Origin of the sequence: Microbacterium testaceum StLB037 (assembly GCF_000202635.1) — a bacterium.
In the GTDB taxonomy this organism is placed as follows: domain Bacteria; phylum Actinomycetota; class Actinomycetes; order Actinomycetales; family Microbacteriaceae; genus Microbacterium; species Microbacterium testaceum_F.
The window spans coordinates 2,189,880-2,209,558 of the sequence record NC_015125.1 but is presented as its reverse complement, the minus strand read 5'-3'; the positions used below and the strand labels follow the sequence as shown (position 1 = coordinate 2,209,558).

15 protein-coding genes are annotated in these 19,679 nt (G+C 69.9%); 7 read left to right on the top strand and 8 right to left on the bottom strand.

Annotation, left to right across the window (positions count from 1 at the left end; all coding sequences use genetic code 11):
- Positions 1-5: 5 nt before the first annotated feature.
- The 5 genes from MTES_RS10025 to MTES_RS10005 all read right to left on the bottom strand — a co-directional run bounded on the left by MTES_RS10025 (position 6) and on the right by MTES_RS10005 (position 6,846).
- Positions 6-2,258 carry an FAD-dependent oxidoreductase gene (locus MTES_RS10025; RefSeq protein WP_013585139.1) on the bottom strand — a complete coding sequence of 751 codons (2,253 nt, stop codon included), beginning with the start codon at positions 2,256-2,258 and terminating at the stop codon, positions 6-8.
- A gap of 99 nt (positions 2,259-2,357) precedes the next feature.
- Complete coding sequence (locus MTES_RS10020) at positions 2,358-3,677, bottom strand: sugar ABC transporter substrate-binding protein (protein WP_013585138.1); 1,320 nt, start codon at positions 3,675-3,677, stop codon at positions 2,358-2,360.
- A 61-nt stretch (positions 3,678-3,738) separates the two neighbouring features.
- A complete protein-coding gene (locus MTES_RS10015) occupies positions 3,739-4,671 on the bottom strand; it encodes a carbohydrate ABC transporter permease (protein ID WP_013585137.1) in 933 nt (310 codons plus the stop codon).
- Positions 4,668-5,516 (bottom strand): carbohydrate ABC transporter permease, encoded by an 849-nt coding sequence (locus MTES_RS10010; RefSeq protein WP_013585136.1) that lies wholly within the window; start codon positions 5,514-5,516, stop codon positions 4,668-4,670. Before MTES_RS10010 ends, MTES_RS10015 begins: the two co-directional genes overlap by 4 nt.
- Before the next feature lie 484 nt (positions 5,517-6,000).
- Complete coding sequence (locus MTES_RS10005) at positions 6,001-6,846, bottom strand: alpha/beta fold hydrolase (protein WP_013585135.1); 846 nt, start codon at positions 6,844-6,846, stop codon at positions 6,001-6,003.
- A gap of 76 nt (positions 6,847-6,922) precedes the next feature.
- Here MTES_RS10005 and MTES_RS10000 point away from each other — a divergent pair, with 76 nt between their 5' ends.
- The 3 genes from MTES_RS10000 to MTES_RS09990 are packed head-to-tail and all read left to right on the top strand — an operon-like array spanning position 6,923 to position 10,385.
- On the top strand, positions 6,923-7,381 hold the full coding sequence (locus tag MTES_RS10000; protein WP_013585134.1) for a MarR family winged helix-turn-helix transcriptional regulator: 459 nt from the start codon (positions 6,923-6,925) through the stop codon (positions 7,379-7,381).
- Entirely contained in the window at positions 7,378-8,754 is a 1,377-nt protein-coding gene (locus MTES_RS09995; RefSeq protein WP_013585133.1) for an MFS transporter, read from the top strand. Before MTES_RS10000 ends, MTES_RS09995 begins: the two co-directional genes overlap by 4 nt.
- Before the next feature lie 53 nt (positions 8,755-8,807).
- Entirely contained in the window at positions 8,808-10,385 is a 1,578-nt protein-coding gene (locus MTES_RS09990) for a DHA2 family efflux MFS transporter permease subunit (protein ID WP_013585132.1), read from the top strand.
- 30 nt (positions 10,386-10,415) lie between these two features.
- On the opposite strand, the gene MTES_RS09985 is transcribed toward MTES_RS09990, so the two are convergent.
- The 3 genes from MTES_RS09985 to MTES_RS09975 all read right to left on the bottom strand — a co-directional run bounded on the left by MTES_RS09985 (position 10,416) and on the right by MTES_RS09975 (position 14,204).
- Positions 10,416-10,781 (bottom strand): hypothetical protein, encoded by a 366-nt coding sequence (locus tag MTES_RS09985; RefSeq protein ID WP_013585131.1) that lies wholly within the window; start codon positions 10,779-10,781, stop codon positions 10,416-10,418.
- 331 nt (positions 10,782-11,112) lie between these two features.
- Entirely contained in the window at positions 11,113-13,542 is a 2,430-nt protein-coding gene (locus MTES_RS09980; RefSeq protein ID WP_013585130.1) for a glycoside hydrolase family 2 TIM barrel-domain containing protein, read from the bottom strand.
- Positions 13,539-14,204 (bottom strand): TetR/AcrR family transcriptional regulator, encoded by a 666-nt coding sequence (locus MTES_RS09975; protein WP_013585129.1) that lies wholly within the window; start codon positions 14,202-14,204, stop codon positions 13,539-13,541. Before MTES_RS09975 ends, MTES_RS09980 begins: the two co-directional genes overlap by 4 nt.
- Before the next feature lie 188 nt (positions 14,205-14,392).
- Between MTES_RS09975 and MTES_RS09970 the strand changes: the two genes are divergently transcribed.
- The 4 genes from MTES_RS09970 (at position 14,393) to MTES_RS09955 (ending at position 19,610) form a co-directional block, all read left to right on the top strand.
- Positions 14,393-15,916: an ABC transporter substrate-binding protein gene (locus tag MTES_RS09970; protein WP_013585128.1), complete on the top strand. Its 1,524-nt coding sequence runs from the start codon at positions 14,393-14,395 to the stop codon at positions 15,914-15,916.
- 63 nt (positions 15,917-15,979) lie between these two features.
- A complete protein-coding gene (locus MTES_RS09965) occupies positions 15,980-16,921 on the top strand; it encodes an ABC transporter permease (protein ID WP_013585127.1) in 942 nt (313 codons plus the stop codon).
- Positions 16,918-18,783, top strand: coding sequence for a dipeptide/oligopeptide/nickel ABC transporter permease/ATP-binding protein (locus MTES_RS09960; RefSeq protein WP_013585126.1), 1,866 nt, complete (start codon positions 16,918-16,920; stop codon positions 18,781-18,783). The genes MTES_RS09965 and MTES_RS09960 overlap by 4 nt, the downstream gene beginning before the upstream one ends.
- The gene (locus MTES_RS09955; protein WP_013585125.1) at positions 18,780-19,610 is read left to right on the top strand and encodes an ATP-binding cassette domain-containing protein; all 831 of its coding nucleotides are present in this window, start codon (positions 18,780-18,782) and stop codon (positions 19,608-19,610) included. The genes MTES_RS09960 and MTES_RS09955 overlap by 4 nt, the downstream gene beginning before the upstream one ends.
- The last annotated feature ends 69 nt before the right edge of the window (positions 19,611-19,679 follow it).

The window sequence follows — 19,679 nt, the reverse complement described above, 5'->3', positions numbered from 1 at the left end:
CCATCTCACTCCTGGACGCGGAAGGCGACGACCCGCGCCTCGGGGGATCCGTTGGTCGCGGTGATCGTCACGCGAGCCGCGGTCACCGCGCCGAGCTCGGGCGCGACGGGGTGGACCCGGCGGCGCCGACGGTTGTCGGTCACCTCGGCCACCGTGTGCCAGGCGCCGTCGACTGTCTGCACCTCGACCCGGTAGTCGCGGACGAGCGAGGGCATCACCAGGTGCGGGTCGCGGTGGTGGTGCAGCGTGTTCAGCTCGACGTCGGGATCGTCGTCGAAAACGAGGACGATCTCGCGCGGGCGCACGGGCTCGTCCCAGTCGAGGCGGAGCCACGCGGGCTCCTCCGCGAGGGGTCGCGAGGCCCAGGCGTTCGGACCGCCGAAGGGCCGCTGGTACCCACCCACCGCGCGATCGGGGGCGAGGGCCTCGGACGGCGCGGTCGCGCGGAACACGATCGAACGGCCGCGCAACGGCTTCGTCGGCCACTGCACCAGCAGCTCGTCGAGGCTGACGTGCACGTTCTGGTCGTCGGCATCCGAGGTGTGGACCAGGGTCAGGATGCCGGGGGGCAGGTCATCCGTCGTGAACAGCGTCACGCCGGGCTGGGCGCGGACCACGATCACGGCGTTCGCGGGACTCTCGGGCTCCCAGCGCACGGGGGCGGTGACCCAGCGGGCGTCCCCCGCCGAGACGGGGACCGAGACCCGGTGCTCGAGGTGCTCGGGGACGACGTTCTGCGCGAGGCCGGTCGAGAACACCTCGACCTCGAGCTCGGTGTCGCTCTCGCTCGCGACGAGGAGCTCGATCCCGTCGAGGCGCGGGTGCACGGGGACGACGATGCCGACGTCGTGCGCGAGGGGATACGGCTCGCTCGGCGCGGTCGCGTGCGGCCCGAGGCCGTCGCGCGCGCCGGACGCCGAGACGCGCGCGGCGAGCGCGAGGTCGGCGGGATCCGCGTCGGCCACGCCGATGAGCGGGGCGTCCTGTCGCAGCAGCAGTTGCCGCAGCTCGACGCGGTGGTTCTCGTAGACCCCGCGCGGCGAGGTGCCGTGGGTCAGCGCGAGCGCGGCCGCGGTGCCCGCCGCCTCCCCCATCGCGGCGCACGTGGCCATCACGCGGGCGGCGCCGAAGGCGATATGGGTCGCCGAGATGTCGCGGCCGGCCATGAGCAGGTTGTCGACATCGGCGGAGTAGAGGGAGCGGTACGGGATCTCGAAGACACCGTTCGAGAAGCGCTGCACCGCGCCGGCGCCGGTGGAGTACATCCCCTCGGTCGGGTGAAGGTCGATCGACCAGCCGCCGAAGGCGACGCCGTCGTCGAAGCGCGTCTGCTCGAGGACGTCGCGCTGGTGCAGCGTGTAGTCCCCGATGAGCCGGCGGTACTCGCGCTTGCCGGGCACGTTGCCGATCCACTCGAGGTCGAGGTTCTCGGCGTCGAACTCGCCCGAGTTCTTGATGTGATCCCAGATGCCGAGGATCACCGAGCGCAGCTCGTCGCGGATGCGCTCGTTGTCGTGGACGATGTCGAGCTCACCGCCCCACTCGATCCACCAGTAGTGCGCCCCGCTGTCTCCGCTGCGGATGATGCGCGACGAGGGGATCGGGGTGTCGCGGATGGCCTTGGCGGAGTCGGGGGCGACGAAGCGGACGGGGTGGCCGACGTCCTTCGTGTAGAAGAGGAGCGTCGAGCCGAGGAAGGTGCGCTCGGCTTCTTCCGGGGCCCAGTCCTCGTCGAACTCCTCGCGTGCTTCTTTCCCCAGACGGGCGCGCGCGCCGGCGAGGTGTCCGATGAGCCCGTCACCGGTGCCGTCGAGGAACAGCGGCGCCCGGAACACCGTCTCGGTCTCGGCCCCCATGGTCCAGCCCGTCACCGACTCGATGCGGCGAGCACCCTCGGGCCCGGTGGCCACGACATCGCGCACGTCGGTGTTGAGCAGCAGCGTGATGTTCGGCTCGGCGCGGACGGCGTCGAGCACGACGTCGTCCCAGTGCACGGGGTTGCCGTCGGGGTTGCGGTACTGGTTCTCGAGGTAGAGCTCGCCGATGATGCCGTTCTCTCGGGCCCACCGCTGGTTGCCGTGGGCGGTCGCCCCGCAGACCCAGACGCGGACCTCCGAGGAGGAGTTACCGCCGAGCACCGGGCGGTTGTTGACGAGGGCGACGCGGCGACCGAGGCGCGCGGCGGCGATGGCGGCGGAGACTCCGGCGAGTCCCCCGCCGACCACGACGAGGTCGAAGTCGGCTGTGTGTGTACGCATGTCGCGTGGGTCCTTCCTGCGGACGTCCGGGGGTCCGTCCCGATGTGCGGGGGCGAGCGGGGCGCGGTCGGCTCACGGCGTAGCCGACCGCGCGCCGCGTCAGCCGACGAGCTTCTGGGCGGCTTCGCCCGCCTGCTTCATGGCGTCCTTCGGCGAGGCCGAACCGACCAGGACGGCCTGCACCCGATCGGCGATCGCGGACTCGATCTGCGAGTAGGCGGTGAACTTCCAGAGCGGGTTCGAGCTCGCGGTCGCGGTGATGCGCTCGCTGAACGCCGCACCGAAGGTGTCGGACGACACCTCGCTCGAGGCCAGGGCCTCGGTGGTTGCCGGCGGGAGCCCCCGCAGCTTGTAGTCGGCGAGGATCGCGTCGAGGTCGCTCGTGGCGTACTGCGCGAAGTCCCCGGCCGTCGGGGCGCCCGCGCCGTTGACCACGGCGATCGCGCCGCCCCACACGAGCGCGCGCGGAGTGTCGCCGGCCTTCAGCACCGGCCGCGAGACCGGGGCGAGCTTGGCCGCGAGGTTCGCGTCGGGCGACTCCTTCGTCACCGCGCCACGGCCCACCGGGGCGTCGTCGTACATGGCCGCGCGGCCCTGGGCGAAGAGGCTCCGCGCGTCGAAGCGGTCGACGTCGGCGGCGATGAGGCCCTGGTCGTACAGGCCCTTGTACCAGGTGACGGCCTCGACGCTCGCGTCGTCGCCGATCGTGACCGTGTCGCCGTCGACGAGCGGGCTGCCGAAGGTCTGCATCCAGATCAGGATGTCCTTCAGCTGCGCGGCCTTCGTCGAGGCGGCGTAGGGGATGAGACCGCCGCCGAGACCCTTGAGCTTGACGAGCGTCTTCTCGAACTCGTCGACCGTGGTCGGGAACGCGTCGGGGGCGACACCGACCTTGCCGAGCGTCTCGGAGTTGGTGATGAGACCGATCGCGCCGATCGTCCACGGCAGGGCGTACTGCGTTCCGTCGAAGGTCGCGGCCTGCAGGGCCGAGGAGGTGTATCCGCGACCGGATGCCAACGACGACAGGTCCTGGAGCTTGCCGGTGGCCGCGAGGCTCCCGAGCCACGCGACGTCCACGTGCGCGGCACCCGTGAACTGCCCGCCGGTCACCTGCAGCATGAGCTGGTTGATGTACTCGTTGTACGGGAAGGCGGTGCGCTTGATCGCGACGCCCTTCGCCTTCTCGTAGCTCGTGAGCGTCCCCTCGAGGGCGGGCTTGGCGGACTCTTCGGTGAGCGACCACGACGCGAACGAGAAGTCGGTGGGGTCGCCGCCGTTCAGACCCGCGGCACCGGCCGCGGGGCCGGCGGTTCCGCTGGGCACGCAGCCCGCGAGGGCCGCGGCGCCGACGCCGATGCCGAAGAGCTGCAGGGCGCGACGGCGGCTGATGAGGGGGTTGGGCAGGGACGAAGCTGACATGGGTGTCCTCCTTGACGGTGCGAGCTGGAAGGTGCGGGCGAAGAGTGAATCGGGGAGCCGGTCAGCCCTTGACCGCGCCGGCGGTCATGCCGCTGACGAGGTAGCGCTGGAGCAGCATGAAGGCGATCGCCACGGGCAACGACACGACGAGCGAGGCCGCCATGAGTTCGGGCCACGCCGTGGCGGCTTCCCCGACGTAGGTGTTGACGAGTCCCGGCGGGAGCGTCTGCTTGTCGGGTCCGGCGAGCGTGAGGGCGAAGATGAAGTCGTTCCAGCCGCGGACGAAGGCGAACAGCCCCGCGGCGACGAGTCCGGGAGCGGCCAGCGGCAGGACGATCGAGTGGATCGTGCGCAGGCGCGAGGCCCCGTCGACGCGCGCGGCCTCGATGAGCTCGTCGGGGATCGTGTCGAAGAACCCCTTCAGCATCCAGACGCACAGCGGAAGCGTGAAGGTCGTGAACGACAGCACGAGGGCGGTGTAGGTGTTCAGCAGTCCGTAGGCGCTGAACACGCTGTAGAGCGTGACGAGCAGCAGGGCCTGCGGGAACATCTGCGACGCGAGCACGAAGTACATCAGCTGGCGCCGTCCGCGGTAGCGGAACTTCGAGAACGAGTACCCCATGTAGGCCGAGACGATCACCGAGAGCACGGCCGTGATGACCGACACGATGATGCTGTTCTGCAGGTACGTGAACAGCTGCGGGTTCGAGACGAGCCCCGCGTAGGCGTCGAACGTGACCTCGGTCGGGAAGATCTTGGGCGGGTACGAGAAGACCTGGTCACGCGGGGTGAGCGACGTCGCGAGCAGCCAGTACACCGGCAGGAGGGCGAACCCTCCGCAGACGATCACCGCGCCCCAGGCGGCGAGGCGGACGCCGGGCCGATCGGAGCGGAGACCGGATGCCAGCTGGCGACGGCGACGACGCGGAGTCTGGGGCACCACGGGAGGCGCGTCGGGGGTCGGGGTGACGGTGGGCAGTGCGGTGCTGGTCATCGCTTCTCGCCCCTCTCGGAGAATCGGACGTAGACGACGACGAGCGCCATGAGCAGGACCATCCACAACAGGCCGAGGGCACCGGCGTGACCGAGGTCGAAGCCGTGGAAGGCGGTCTCGTACACCGCGGTGGCGAACGTCTCGGTGGAGCCGGCGGGACCGCCGCCGGTGAGGACGTAGATGATGTCGAAGTGCTGGAAGTTCCAGATGAACTCCAGCAGCAGGACGAGCCCGATGATGCCGCCGATCTGCGGCACGGTGATCGAGAAGAACCGGCGGACCGTGCCGGCGCCGTCCATCTCGGCGGCCTCGTGCAGTTCGCGCGGAACCGTCTGCAGGCCGGCGAGGAGCATGACCATCATCCAGGGGAAGGACTGCCACGTCTTGGCGACGATGACCGCGAACATCGCGGTGCCGGGCTGGGCGAGCCACGCCTGCGGAGCGACGCCGAGAGGCTCGAGGATCGCGTTCATGACGCCGTAGTTGGCGTTGAAGATCCACATCCACAGGAACGAGACGACGACGCCCGGGACGAGCCACGGGATGAGCATGAGACCGCGCATGATCTTCGACCCGCGGATCTGGGTGTTCAGGGCGAGCGCGAGCGCGAAGCCGATCACGAAGGGCGCGATCGTGGTGCCGAGCGTGAAGACGAGCGTCTGCATGAGCAGGCGGAGGAAGTCGCTCTCGAGCACGTCGACGATGTTCTGGAAGCCCACGAACTCGCGGCCCGGGGTCACGAGGCTCTGACGGAAGAACGCCGTCACGAGAGCCGAGATGAGCGGGTACGCGACGACGACGGCCATGAGGGCCATGCCGGGCACGACGAGGAGCAGGGCGAACATGCCGCTGCTCAGCCGTTCGGGACGAGAGCCGGCGGTTCGACGCGGGGATGACGTCGGATCCGTATTGTTCGGTGTTGTTTGCTTTTGTGTGAATGTCGTGGTCACGTCCGTGTGCACTTTCCTCGGCATTGAGGGACCGAAAGGCCCGGGGGATGCGGATTTCTCCGAATCGGACCGCCTCAGCTTCGCGGTTTCCGCCGCGCGGGTCAATTCGAGGAGATAACGCTTAGGTCACGGCGTGTTGATTAGCGTTTGTTCATGTTCGGATATGTTCACGCACGCGCACGAACTCGACCGGCCCTTCGACAAGCTCAGGGACCTCCGCCGCGCGACCCGGGCGCGAGGTGGCTGAGCCCGTCGAAGCCACCGGCCCTTCGACAAGCTCAGGAACCTCCGAAGCAAGGTGGCTGAGCCCGTCGAAGCCACCGGACCCTTCGACAAGCTCAGGGACCTCCACCGCGCGAGGGGACCGGGGGCGCGCGACCTACGCCCGGGGGAAGCGAGCGTCGAGCCAGGCCAGGAGGTCGGCGCGCACCTCGGCCTGCTGCACCTCGGCGAAGATCTCGTGCCGTGCGCCGGGATACACGAGCGTCGTGACGTCGGTCAGCCCGGACCGCGAGCGGTACGCGTCGGCCAGCAGGTGCACGCTCCGCGGCCCGCCCACGGTGTCTTCGCGCCCCACCATCAGCAGCATCGGCACATCGCGCTCGATATTCCGGCGCGGGCGACCGAACAGCTTCGCCGCCTCGAGCGGCCCGAACAGCTTCGCCAGCGGCACCGACGTGGTCAGCGGGTCGGCCGCGAAGTCGCGACCGACCTGCTCGTCACTCGAGAGCCACTGCATGCCCGAGCCGCCGAGCTTCTTCCACGGGGCGTTCAAGTCGCCGGCGTTCAACGCCCCGGGCCAGCGCAGGGCCGAGCCGCTCAGGATGACCGCGTCGAAGGCATCCGGATGCCGATCCAGCAGCATCTGCGCGAGGAACGAGCCCCAGGAGTGCCCGAGGAGAATGAGCGGGAGGTCGGGGTGGCGCTCTCGGATGATCTGCGTCAGCGTCCAGACCGCGTCGCGCGCGGCGCCGAGGCCGCCGGGACCGAGACGCCCGAGCTTGCTGTGATCGCCGCTCCACTGGCGAAGGCCGGTGCGGCCGTGCCCACGGTGGTCGTCGGCGTAGACGGTGTAGCCGTCGGCAACGAGCGCCTCGATGAGCGCCGCATACCGCCCCGCGTGCTCCCCGACGCCGTGGAGGAGTTGCACGACGCCGCGGGGCTCGGCCGCCTCGTAGACGTCGTAGACGATCGTGATGCCGTAGGCGTCATCGAACTCAGGCATGCGCCCGATCTTAGGGCGAGCCGGGTGACCGCGGTTCCGTTAGCAAGACTAATAAGCTATGCTAACGACTGAGATGATGACGAAGACCGAGAGCACCGACACGCCCGACCAGAGCCCCGTCTTCACCTCGACGGCATCCACCCTCCGCATGGCCACGTTCCGACTGGCGCGACGACTGCGGGCCCAGCGCGCGGTCGACTCCATGAGCGACGGCCAGTTCGCGGTGCTCGCGGCGCTCACCATCCACGGCGAGCACACCCTCGGCCAGCTCGCCGATCGCGAGCGCGTCACGGCGCCCTCGATGAACCGCACCGTCTCTCTCCTCGAGGAGGCGGGGTACCTCACGCGCACCCCGCACGAAGACGACCGACGCAAGGTCACGATCGCGTTGACGGATGCCGGGCGCACCGTCGTCGACGAGACGGTGCGACGCCGCGACGCCTGGCTCGAAGAAGCCCTCGAGGGCCTCAGCCCGGGCGAGCGACAGACGCTCGCCTCCGCGGCCGAGATCATGCGGAAGGTGGCGGAGAGATGAGCGCGATGTTCCGATCGTTCTCGGTGTTCAACTACCGCGTCTGGTTCATCGGCGCCCTCGTGTCGAACGTCGGCGCGTGGATGCAGGCGACCGCGCAGAACTGGGTCGTGCTGACGCAGCTGACCGACAACGACGCCGCCGCGATGGGCGTCACGATGGCCCTGCAGTTCGCACCGCCGCTCCTGCTGGTGAGCGTCACGGGGTGGGTCGCCGACCGCTTCGACCGGCGCAAGCTCATCATGTGCACGCAGTCGGCGTTGCTCGCGCTCGCACTCACCCTCGGCATCCTGATCCTCACCGGCGTGATGACCCTCCCGCTCATGTACGGCTTCGCACTCGCGCTCGGCGTGGTCACCGCCTTCGACAATCCGGCGCGCCAGACCTTCGTGTCCGACCTCGTCGAGAAGGAGAACGCCTCGAACGCCGTCGCGCTGAATGCCGCGTCGTTCAACACGGCGCGGCTCATCGGCCCGGCCGTCGCGGGCGTCATGATCGTGGTCGTCGGCACCGGCTGGGTGTTCCTCGTCAACGCCGTGACGTTCCTCGCCATGCTCGCAGCCCTGCTGATCATGCGCCCGCACGAGCTCGTCGTGCACCATCGCCGCGGCGGCCCCGCACGACTCGCGGACGGGTTCCGGTACGTGGCGAAGCGCCCCGACCTGGTCGTGATCTTCTCGATGGTGTTCCTGCTCGGCGCGTTCGGCATGAACTTCCCGATCTTCGCCTCCACGATGGCGCTCGAGTTCGGGCGCGGCGCCGACGGCTTCGGGCTGCTCAGCTCGTTCGTCGCGATCGGCTCGCTCGCCGGCGCCCTCCTGGCCGCACGCCGCGAGCGCGCACGGATGCGCGTCGTGATCCTGGGGTCGGGCGGGTTCGCCGTGGCATCCACTCTGTCCGTCTTCGCACCGAGCTACGGCGCGTACGCCGCCACGCTCGTGCTCACGGGCTTCTGCGTGGTGACGACGCTGACCACCGCGAACGGCTACGTCCAGACCACGACCGACCCCGCCCTGCGCGGGCGCGTGCTCGCGCTGTACATGGCGATCCTGCTCGGCGGCACTCCCGTCGGCGCGCCCATCGTGGGCTGGGTCGCGAGCGAGTTCGGCCCGCGCGTCGCGATCGGCCTCGCCGCCGTCGTCGCGTTCCTCGCGTGCGGGATCGGGGTCGCGTGGACGCTGTCGTCGGGCCGCGTGCACCGGCACGAGAGCAAGCGTTTCCGGCTGACGGTGGATGAGACGCGCCCGCTGAAGGTCGTCTCGCCCGAGCCCGAGGACTTCAGCGACGAGATCGCGGGCACGACGCCGATCCCCCTCGCCGGCGGGGAGCGCGCGCCCCGGCCCGGGACGCCTCGCCCGGCCTCGCATCACCCCTGAACCTCCCCGTCAAGGGATGGCCCTCGCCACATGTAGCTAGATAAGCTAGCTACATGACCGAACGCATGGACCGGCGCCGCTGGGCGGGGCTCGTCTTCATCAGCATCGCCGTCTCGCTGATCATCGTCGACTCGACGATCGTCAACGTGGCCGTCCCTTCGATCGTCGAAGACCTGGGGATCTCGTCGACCGAGGTGCAGTGGGTGCAGGAGGCCTACACCCTCGTCTTCGCCTCGTTCCTGCTCGTCTTCGGCAGTCTCGCCGACCGGTTCGGCCGACGACGCCTGATGCTCATCGGCGTGGTCGTCTTCGCGGTCGCCTCGATCGCGGCATCCCTCGCCCCCACCGGCGGAGCCCTCATCGCGGCGCGGCTCGCGCAGGGCATCGGCGGGTCGATGATCCTGCCGACCACGCTCTCGCTCATCAACGCGACCTTCCGCGGTCGAGAGCGCGGCATCGCGTTCGCCGTGTGGGGATCGACGATCGGAGGCATGGCGGCCGTCGGGCCCCTCCTCGGCGGGTGGCTCACGACGGAGTTCTCGTGGCGGTGGGCCTTCGGCATCAACATCCCGCTCGGCGTGATCATCGTGATCGGCGTGCTGCTGACCGTCGCCGAGTCGCGCAGCGATCAGCGCGCGGCGATCGACGGCGTCGGCGCGCTGCTCTCGGTCCTGACCATGGCGCCTCTCGTGTTCGCGTTGATCGAGGGCCGCACGTACGGCTGGTGGACGGTCGACACCGTCCCCACGATCGGCTCGTGGACGTGGCCGTTCTCGCTCTCCCCCGTTCCGATCGCCTTCGCGGTCGCGGTCGTCGCCCTCGCCGGATTCATCGCGTGGGGCCTCCGGCGTCAGCGGCGCGGCCTCTCGACCCTGCTGGCGTTCGACCTGTTCCGCATCGGGTCGTTCCGCAACGGCAACATCGCGGCCGCGGTCGTGTCGCTCGGCGAGTTCGGGATCATCCTCGCGCTGCCGCTGTGGCTGCAGTTCGTCGTCGGGTTCGACGCGCTGCAGACGGGGCTCCTGCTCCTCGCCCTCGCGATCGGCTCCTTCGTCGCGAGCGGCGTCGCCGGAGCCCTCAGCGGGCGGGTCGCCCCGGTGTGGGTGGTGCGCGGCGGCCTCCTCGCCGAGATCGTGGGCGTCGCCGGAGTGGCCCTGACGATCGGACCGGATGCCACCTGGGGACCCCTCATCCCCTTCTTGTTCGTCTACGGCCTCGGGGTGGGCCTCGCCACCGCGCAGCTCACCGGCGTGGTCCTCGCCGACGTCCCGCCCGCCGCGAGCGGCCAGGCATCGGGAACGCAGTCGACCTCGCGGCAGCTCGGTGCCGCCCTCGGCGTCGCGATCCTCGGCACAGTGCTGTTCTCGACCACCGCGGGCGTGCTCGCGAGCTCGCTCGACGACCGCGGCCTCCCCGCCGCCCAGCGCGACCAGGTCGTCTCGCAGGTCGTCGACAGCGCGGGAGCCGCGATCGCGGGACTCGGCCAGTCCCCCGCGACCCAGGACATCGCCGCGGACGCGCGCGCGGCCTTCAGCGACGGGACGCGAGCCGCGGCGTTGACGGCCGCGGGCTTCCTGACGCTGGGGCTCGTGTCGACGTTGGCGCTGGGGAGGCGGAGGGAGGAGCGGTGAGGCGCCACCTCGCCGCGGACAGCCTGGCCTCTACGCGTAACGCGCGATGACGAGCGCGACGCCCTCGCGGACGAGTTCACTCTCGGTCTTGCCCGTCTTGGCCTCGATCCGTGCCAGCATGTCGAAGTCGGCATCTGTCACTCGAGCGCGCACGGTCGGCGACGGGCCCTTTCGTGCAGCCACCTTGACCGTCGCTTTGCGGGGTCGTCCAGGCTTTCGCATCGCCGCCTGGATGGCTTGTTCGTCACCGAACTCCCGCAGCAAGAACTCGCGGCCGTACGCCGCCGCGCTCTCGCCTGTCCGCACATCGCCCGGCGCGCGGAGCGTGTGCGCAGGGTCCTCCGCCAGCCGGTAAGCCAGCTCCTCATTGGTCTGTGGGGTTTTCTTCTCAGCCATCAGGATTCTCCTCTCGATAGCTACGGAACTTCGATCCCAGGTGCATTGCATGGAAGATCCGAGCTTCTCGACCGTCGCTGAATTCCTCAACGAGGATCTCGACTTCTCGTTCTGTCTGCGCATGCTCGGGACCGATGAAGAGTCTCACGACTCCCCCGTTCCGAGCCCTCTCTGGAACCGATGCCGTGTACGTAGCGTTCAGCATCGATGTCGTGCTTGAAGCTCGAGCTCTCCCAGATCGGCGCCACACATCCCCCGTTCTGTCGGTTCGAGAAAATGTAGCACAATATCTGCGACAAGCATTGTTGCGCGCCGCAATCTCCGCCGACGCCTAAGAGCCCGCGCGCACCAACACCCGCGCCTCGGGGTATCCGGGAGCCGTCACCCGCACCGTGATCTCCCCCGCCCCGGTCGGGCGCACGATCGCGAGAGCGCGACCGTCGTAGGTGGTCACGGAGGCCGCCGACAGCGGCTCCTCGGTGCGCGCCCGTCCCGTCCCGAGACCCGCGAGCACGCCCGGACCGGAAACGCTGACGCTCACCACGACATCGCGGTCGCACGGCACGACGTCCGACGGATCCTCGAGGGCGATCCGCACGAACGCCAGGTCGTCGAGACCGGCGCCGATGGTGGCGGCTTCTGCCCGCGCGACGAGCGCCGGCTCGCCCGCGGCCGAGCGCAGCGTCGTGCGACCCACCTCGACGCCGCCGCGTCGCGCGATCGCCGTCAGCTCCCCGGGCACGTAGACCGTGTCGAAGCGCGCGGTGAACTCGCGCGCCTCGCCGACCGGGGAGACACCGACCGTCTCGCCGTCGCGCTGCAGCTCGACCTCGTCGGCATCCGCGTAGACGTCGACCACGACCGGCGAGCCCGCGGGGACGTCCCACGACCAGCTCGCCACCGTGTCGTCCCAGGACCACGGGGTCACCGCCGTCGGGCGGCCGTAATACTGCGGCCGGTGCACGGCGAGGAACGGTTCGGTGCGCAGGCCGTAGACGATCTCGCGGAAGAACGAGACCGTGCGCCGGTGGCCCGTGGCATCCAGGTCTCCGGACTCCGCGAACAGATACGGGTACGGGCCGGCCGTGTCGGTCGGGGCGTCCGAGGCGGCGTCGACGTAATCGACCCGGCCGATGCCGGCTTCGCCGAGGTAGTCCCAGCCGGTCCAGGTGAAGTCGCCGATCACGTGCGGGAGCGACGCGACGAGCGGCCAGAGCGCGCCGATCCGCTCGGGGAAGGTCTCGGACCCCACGATCACGCGGTTCGGGAACAGCTCCGCGTCGAGGGCGTACCGTGAGTCGGCGTAATTGAAACCGACGACGTCGAGCACCGCGGCGGACTCCTCGATCGTGCGGGTGACGAGCTCCGAGGCGTTCATCGCCGCCATCTGGGCCCCAAGCCCCGCCATCAGGGTGTTCGGATCGGATGCCGCGAGCTCGGCGCGCGCGTCGGCGATCCGGTCGAGGTTCGCGATGATCCCGTTGATGCCGTTCGTGACGAAGCGGGTGTCGTCGAGAGCGCGCACGGCCTCGGCGAGGCGTCGGCTCCACGCCGCTCCGTGGGGACTCGCGACCTCGAGGATCTCGTTGCCGATCGAGTACAGGATCACGCTCGGATGGTTGACGTCCTTGGCCACGAGGGCTTCGACGTCGGCGCGCCAGTCGTCGGCGAACCGGACGGAGTGGTCGAACGCCGTCTTGGCGCGCGTCCACACGTCGCCGAGCTCGTCCATCACGACCATGCCGTGGCGGTCGCACGCGTCGAGCAGCGCGCGGCCGGCCGGGTTGTGCGAGCTGCGGATCGCGGTGAACCCCGCCTCTTTCATCAGGCGCACGCGGCGGTCCTCTGCGGCCGCGATCGAGACGGCGCCGAGCGGGCCGTTGTCGTGGTGCACGCAGGCGCCCCGCAGCGTCACGCTCTCGCCGTTGATGCGGAGCCCGTGCACGGGATCGAGCTGCAGGGACCGGATGCCGAAGGCCGTGCGATCGGTGTCGACAGGCGCCGCGCCGCCCTCGTCGGCGAGCGCGGTGTGCAGCTCGTGGAGCGCGGGGGTGTCGATGCTCCAGAGCTGCGGGCGCTCGACGATCAGACGGGCGCGGGCGACCGCGACCTCTCCGGGCAGGACGGTGACGGGCGAGGACCCCGTCGCGACGGACCGCCCCGCGGGGTCGCGCACCTCCCACGACACGCGTGTCGTCCGCGTGTGCCGCGTGGTGTTGCGCACGCGCGCCGAGACGGCGACGATCGCCCGCTCGGCGTCGATGTCGGGGGTCGTCACGCGCACGCCGTCGAGCGGCAGGTGCACGGGATCGGCCACGACGAGGTGGACGGGACGATGGATGCCGGCCCCGGTGTACCAGCGGGAGTCCTTGTGCACCCGCGCCTCGACACTCAGACGGTTGGTCTCGCCGAAGCGGAGGAACGCGTCGGCCTCGACCGTGAAGGCCGCGTATCCGCTGCCCTCGTGGGCCGCGCGCTCTCCGTTCACGAAGACGACGGCGTCGCGGTAGACGCCCTCGAACTCGAACAGGACGGTCTTGTCGCGCCACGACTCCGGGACGTCGAACTCGCGGACGTACTCGAAGACCCCACCCGGGTAGTAGCCGGACGTCACCCCCTGCGGGCTGTCGGGCGAGCGCGGCAGGTCGCGGAGGGCGTCGTGCGGAAGGGTGACGTGTGCCAGGGTCGCGGCATCCTGTGCTTCGAAGGCACCGCGCTTCGGACCGACCGTCCACCCGTCGAGGAAGGGCTCGCGGATCATCGGGGCTCCCCCGCCTGCAGGTCGAGGACGTTCTCGAGGGACTGCAGGTCGAACCCGCGGACCAGCAGACGGAAGTGCGCCGCGAGGTCGTGGGCCATGTCGGTCGAGGCAGGATCGAGGAGCCACTGCACCTGCAGGCCGTCCATGAGCGCGGTCGTCGCGACGGCCGCGCGGGCGGGAATGACCCCGTCGAACAGGCGCCCGGCCGTCTGGAGACGCTCGAAGGCATCCGTGAGCCGGGAGCGGACGTAGGTGTACCGGTTCTGGAAGTACTCGTGTGCCGGGTGCGTGGGAGAGGTCGCTTCGGCGGAGAGGGTGCAGAAGAGCTCGACCACGCCCGGCATCGACGCGTTGAGGGCGGCGAGCTCGACGAGTCCGTGCAGGGTGGCGGCACCGTCGGTGAGGTCGAAGTCGACCACGGCCCGCGCCGCTTCGTCGCGGTGATCGAGGACCGCGAGCAGGAGGGCGCTCTTGCGCGGGAAGTGGTGGAGGAGACCCGCTTCGCTCATGCCGACACGCTGCGCGATCTCGCGGAGAGACCCCGCCCGGAAGCCGGACTCGGCGAACACCTCCAGCGCGGCATCGAGAATCGCCTGGCGGGTCGCCTCGCTTTTGGCGTACTCCCCACGTGGCTTGCGCGCAGGGCGCGTCGTCTCGGTCATTGAGCCACCGTATCCGCTCGCACAGGACCCCATTGGCTGAGCGAGCGACCTTCCGTGAACCGTTTTATAACGAATTCCTAGCGACCGCTAGTTTTTTGACTCGAAAATCTAGCGAGCACTCGGAATTGCTGTTACCGTCTCGGCGCAGGGCGATCCATTGGGGTATCGCCACGATGAAGGGAACACAGATGTTCCGATGGAAGGCCACAGCAGCCCTCGCCGTCGCGGCAGCACTGGTGCTGACGGGATGCTCCGGCGGAGGGTCGGGGAGCGAGGGCTCCGGCAGCGCTGATCGACTCACGCTGACCGCGATCGCTTCGCCCACGAGCTACGACATCGGCGCCGGCGCCGAGTACGGCAACCGGAGCCCGTTCTTCCAGGCGGTGTTCGACACGCTCCTGCAGAAGGACTCGAAGGGCGAGATCCAGCCCTGGCTGGCCACCGCGTGGGAGTACAACGACGACAAGACGGTGCTCACGCTGACCCTGAAGGACGGCGTGACCTTCACCGACGGGACGCCGCTCGACGCGTCCGCCGTCGTCGCGAGCCTCGAGCGCTTCCGCGACGGCACCTCGCCGCAGGCCGCCACGCTCGCGGGCAAGGAGTTCGCCGCCGTCGACGCCACCACGGTGACGATCACCCAGACCGCTCCCGACCCGTCGCTCGTCAACCTGCTCTCGATCGCCCCCGGCCTCATCGAGGCGCCGTCCTCGTTCGGCAACGCCGACGTCGCGACGAACCCGATCGGCTCGGGCCCCTACATCCTCGACACCGCCTCGTCGGTCACGGGCACCACGTACAACTACACCGCGAACCCGGACTACTGGAACAAGGACGCGGTCAAGTACCAGAACCTCACCATCAACGTCCTCGAGGACCCGACCGCGACGCTCAACGCGATCCGCGCGGGTGAGGCCAACGGCGCGAAGATCGCCGACAACAACACCATCAGCGAGGTGGAGGGCGCCGGCTGGACGATCGAGTCCAACGAGCTCGACTTCCAGGGTCTGCTCCTGCTCGACCGCGCCGGCACCATGGCGCCCCAGCTCGCCGACGTCAAGGTCCGTCAGGCCATCAACATGGCCTTCGACCGCGAGGCGCTGCTGCAGTCGCTGCAGACCGGCTACGGCACCGTGACCGAGCAGGTCTTCCCGAAGACCTCGGTCGCGTACGACGAGTCGCTCGACAGCACGTACCCGTACGACCCCGCTGCCGCGAAGAAGCTCCTCGCCGACGCGGGCTACCCGAACGGCTTCACGCTGAACATGATGTCGACGCCCGCGTTCCAGCAGACATTCGACCTCGTCGCCCAGCAGCTGTCGGACATCGGCATCACGGTCAACTACACCGACCCCGGCACCGGCAACTTCATCACCGACATGCTCGCCCCGAAGTACCCGGCGACGTGGATGGCTCTGGAGCAGAACCCCGACTGGCAGCTGATCAACTTCATGATCGCTCCGGACGCGACCTTCAACCCCTTCAAGTACGAGGACCCGAAGGTCGACGCGCTCATCTCGACGATCCAGACCGGATCGCAGGCCGAGTCGGACACCGCGGTCAAGGAGCTGAACACCTACTTGGTCGACCAGGCGTGGTTCGCCCCGTTCTTCCGCGTCCAGGGCACGTTCGCGACCGACGCGAACACGAACCTGGAGTTCTGGCCCACCAACGCCTACCCGTCGATCTTCGACTTCTCGCCGAAGAACTGATCCGTCCGTCGGTCCGTCCGCGCCCCGGCGCGGGCGGACCGACCCGGGCCCCAGGGACCACACATGCTCGCATTCATCGTGCGCCGGCTCCTCTCCGGAGTCGTGCTCATCGCCGTCATCTCCTTCCTCGCGTTCACCCTCCTCTACGCCGCCGGCGGCGACATCGCCCGCCGCATCCTCGGTGAGAACGCCACCGCGGAGACCGTCGCCAAGAAGACCGCCGAGCTGGGCCTGAACCGCCCCCTGCTCGCGCAGTACGGCGACTGGCTCTCCTCCGCCGTCACGGGCAACCTCGGCCGCAGCTGGTTCAACGGCGAACTCGTCTCGGTGAGCGTCAGCGGCCGCCTATCCGTCACCCTCTCGATCGTCGTCGGCGCGACCCTCGTCTCGGCGATCCTCTCGATCCTCCTCGGCGTCCTCGCCGCCCGCCGCGGCGGAGTGATCGACGCCGGAGTCCAGTTCCTCTCGCTCGTCGGCTTCGCCGTCCCGGGCTTCCTCATCGCGCTGCTGCTCGTGCTCGTCTTCGCGGTGAACCTCGGCTGGTTCAAGGCCACCGGGTACACGCCCCTCACCACCTCGTTCAGCGGGTGGGTGGCATCCGTGGTCCTCCCGATCGTGGCGCTCTCGATCGGCGCGATCGCCACCGTCGCGCAGCAGGTGCGCGGCTCCGTGATCGACGCCACCTCGCGCGACTACGTCCGCACCCTCCGGGCCCGCGGCCTCAGCGAGAACTCCGTCATCTACCGCCACGTGCTGCGCAACGCCGGCGGCCCCGCCCTCGCGGTGCTCGCCGTGCAGTTCGTCGGGCTCCTCGGCGGCGCGGTCATCGTCGAGCAGATCTTCGCCATCCCCGGCATGGGTCAGCTCAGCGTCCGCGCCACCACGCAAGGCGACATCCCCGTCGTCATGGGCCTCGTGATCGCCTTCGCGATCATCGTCGTGGTGGTCAACCTCCTCATCGACCTGGCTCAGGCCGCTCTCAACCCGAAGGTGCGACTGTCATGACCGCCATCGCCGTTCCCCCCGCCGTTCCGGTCGCCCCGGTCCGCGTGGCGCTGTTCCGCCGCCTGCTGCGGCGTCCCCTCGGCCTCGTCTCGCTCGGCTTCCTCGCGCTCATCGCGCTGCTGGCGATCATCGGCCCCCTCATCGCCCCGCAGGACCCGAACTTCGCCGACATCCGCGCGATCCTCGCGAGCCCCTCGGGCGCCCACATCCTGGGCACCGACGGCAGCGGTCGCGATGTGCTCTCGCGCCTGCTCGCCGCCACTCAGACGAGCATCGCCGCCGCCCTGATCGCGCTCGTCGTCGCCGTCGTGCTCGGTGTGGTCAGCGGCCTGATCGCGGGCTACTACCAGGGCTGGTTCAACACCGCCGCCACGTGGGTCACCGAGCTGAACATGGCCCTCCCCGGCATTGTCGTGCTGCTCGCGGCGCGCGCCGTGCTCGGTCCCTCGGTCTGGCTGTCGATGGTGATCTTCGGCATCCTGCTCGCCCCCGCGTACTTCCGCCTCGTCTACGCCTCGGTCACCGCGGTGCGCAGCGAGCTGTACGTGGACGCTGCGCGTGTGTCGGGTCTGAGCGACCTCCGCATCATCGGACGCCACGTCTTCTCGGTCGTGCGGGCGCCCATCATCATCCAGTCCGCGATCATCGCCGGCATCGCCATCGCGATCCAGTCGGGCCTGGAGTTCCTCGGCCTCGGCGACGTCAACGTCCCCACCTGGGGCTCGATGCTCACCGACGGGTTCAAGAACATCTACAAGAACCCGGTCCTGCTGGTCTGGCCCTCGCTCGCGATCGCCCTGACCTGCATCGCCCTGACGCTGCTGGCCAACGTGCTGCGCGACGAGCTCGAGCGCACGGTCACCGTGCGTCGCCGCCGCCGCCGCGCGGTGCTGACCGCGACCGGCTCGATCGCCACCGCGACCACCTCCGTGGCGCTCGGCGGCGGTGACCTCACCGACCCCGACGAGATCCCCGAGGTCGCCGACGGCGACGTGATCGTGCACCGCGAGGACGCGCGCAGCAAGTCCACCGAACCGGTGCTGCGTGTCCGCGACCTGCGGGTCGGGTACGACCAGGCCGACGGCTCGCACATCGAGGTCGTGCACGGCGTCTCGCTCGACATCCGCAAGGGCGAGGTGCACGGCCTCATCGGCGAGTCGGGCTCCGGCAAGACCCAGACCGCGTTCGGCGTCCTGGGGCTCCTGCCCCGCGGCGGCTCGGTCACCGGCGGCACCATCTCGTTCGACGGCATCGACCTGGCCGACGCCTCGGAGCGCACGTACGCGGGCGTGCGCGGCAAGCGCATCGGGTACATCCCCCAGGAGCCGATGAGCAACCTCGACCCCGCGTTCACGATCGGCAGCCAGCTGGTGGAGCCGCTGCGCAAGCACCTGCACCTCTCGGCCAAGGACGCGCGGGAGCGTTCGCTCGACCTGCTCGCCCGCGTGGGCATCCCCGAGCCGAAGCGCACGTTCGACGCCTACCCCTTCGAGGTCTCGGGCGGCATGGCGCAGCGCGTGCTCATCGCCGGGGCCATCTCGACCGACCCCGAGCTGATCATCGCCGACGAGCCCACCACGGCTCTCGACGTCACGGTGCAGGCCGAGGTGCTCGAACTGCTGCGCGACCTGCAGCAGGAGCGACACATGGCGATGCTGCTCGTCACGCACAACTTCGGCGTCGTCGCCGACCTCTGCGACCGGGTGACCGTGATGCAGAACGGTCGCTTCGTCGAACAGGGTCCCGTGCGGGCCATCTTCAACGACGCGCAGCACCCGTACACGCGGGCGCTGCTGGACGCGATCCTCGACGAGGGTCCCGCGCGGCCGCCGCTCGGCGCCGAGAACGGAGTGGTGGCATGAGCACCCCGCTGCTGACCATCGACGACCTCGTCGTCGAGTACCCCGGCAAGGGCTTCCGCGCGAAGCCGTTCCAGGCCCTCAAGGGCGTCTCGCTCGACATCCTCCCCGGCGAGACCGTGGGCCTGGTCGGCGAGTCGGGGTCGGGCAAGACCACGCTCGGCCGCGCCGCCCTCGGCCTCGCCCCGGTGACCGGCGGGAAGATCACCTACGACGGTCGCGACATCTCGCACCTCGGCCGCTCCGCGCGCCGCGCGCTGAGCTCCGAGATCCAGGTCGTCTTCCAGGACCCGTACTCGTCGCTCAACCCCTCGATGACCGTCGAGCAGATCCTCATCGAGCCGCTCACGGTGGCCGGGGTCTCGGCATCCGATGCCAAGAAGCGCGTGCGCGACCTGCTCGACCAGGTCGGGCTCCCCGCCGACGCCCGCAACCGCCTGCCGCGCGAGTTCTCGGGCGGACAGCGTCAGCGCGTGGCCATCGCCCGCGCGCTCGCGCTGCAGCCGCGGCTCATCGTGTGCGACGAGCCCGTGTCGGCGCTCGACCTGTCGACGCAGGCCCGCGTGCTGGACCTGTTCATCGAGATCCAGAACCGCACGGGAGTGGCGTACCTCTTCGTCACGCACGACCTCGCCGTCGTCCGTCACATCAGCCACCGCGTGGCCGTGATGTACAAGGGCGAGATCGTCGAGACCGGCGACGCCGACCGCGTCACCTCCACGCCCGAGCACCCGTACACGCAGCGTCTCTTCATGGCCGCGCCCGTGCCCGACCCCGACCGCCAGGAAGAGCGACGCGCCGCGCGACGCGCCCTGCTGTCGGCATCCTGACCCTCCCCACCGGAAAGACCACCGTGACTGCTTCGTCTGCCACCGACCACCTCGTCCCGCTGCTTTCGG

Bases quoted from the DNA above. Each gene is read 5' to 3' on its own strand.
- MTES_RS10025 (WP_013585139.1), bottom strand. From the start codon at position 2,258: ATGCGTACACACACAGCCGACTTCGACCTCGTCGTGGTCGGCGGGGGA.
- MTES_RS10020 (WP_013585138.1), bottom strand. From the start codon at position 3,677: ATGTCAGCTTCGTCCCTGCCCAACCCCCTCATCAGCCGCCGTCGCGCC.
- MTES_RS10015 (WP_013585137.1), bottom strand. From the start codon at position 4,671: ATGACCAGCACCGCACTGCCCACCGTCACCCCGACCCCCGACGCGCCT.
- MTES_RS10010 (WP_013585136.1), bottom strand. From the start codon at position 5,516: ATGTTCGCCCTGCTCCTCGTCGTGCCCGGCATGGCCCTCATGGCCGTC.
- MTES_RS10005 (WP_013585135.1), bottom strand. From the start codon at position 6,846: ATGCCTGAGTTCGATGACGCCTACGGCATCACGATCGTCTACGACGTC.
- MTES_RS10000 (WP_013585134.1), top strand. From the start codon at position 6,923: ATGACGAAGACCGAGAGCACCGACACGCCCGACCAGAGCCCCGTCTTC.
- MTES_RS09995 (WP_013585133.1), top strand. From the start codon at position 7,378: ATGAGCGCGATGTTCCGATCGTTCTCGGTGTTCAACTACCGCGTCTGG.
- MTES_RS09990 (WP_013585132.1), top strand. From the start codon at position 8,808: ATGACCGAACGCATGGACCGGCGCCGCTGGGCGGGGCTCGTCTTCATC.
- MTES_RS09985 (WP_013585131.1), bottom strand. From the start codon at position 10,781: ATGGCTGAGAAGAAAACCCCACAGACCAATGAGGAGCTGGCTTACCGG.
- MTES_RS09980 (WP_013585130.1), bottom strand. From the start codon at position 13,542: ATGATCCGCGAGCCCTTCCTCGACGGGTGGACGGTCGGTCCGAAGCGC.
- MTES_RS09975 (WP_013585129.1), bottom strand. From the start codon at position 14,204: ATGACCGAGACGACGCGCCCTGCGCGCAAGCCACGTGGGGAGTACGCC.
- MTES_RS09970 (WP_013585128.1), top strand. From the start codon at position 14,393: ATGTTCCGATGGAAGGCCACAGCAGCCCTCGCCGTCGCGGCAGCACTG.
- MTES_RS09965 (WP_013585127.1), top strand. From the start codon at position 15,980: ATGCTCGCATTCATCGTGCGCCGGCTCCTCTCCGGAGTCGTGCTCATC.
- MTES_RS09960 (WP_013585126.1), top strand. From the start codon at position 16,918: ATGACCGCCATCGCCGTTCCCCCCGCCGTTCCGGTCGCCCCGGTCCGC.
- MTES_RS09955 (WP_013585125.1), top strand. From the start codon at position 18,780: ATGAGCACCCCGCTGCTGACCATCGACGACCTCGTCGTCGAGTACCCC.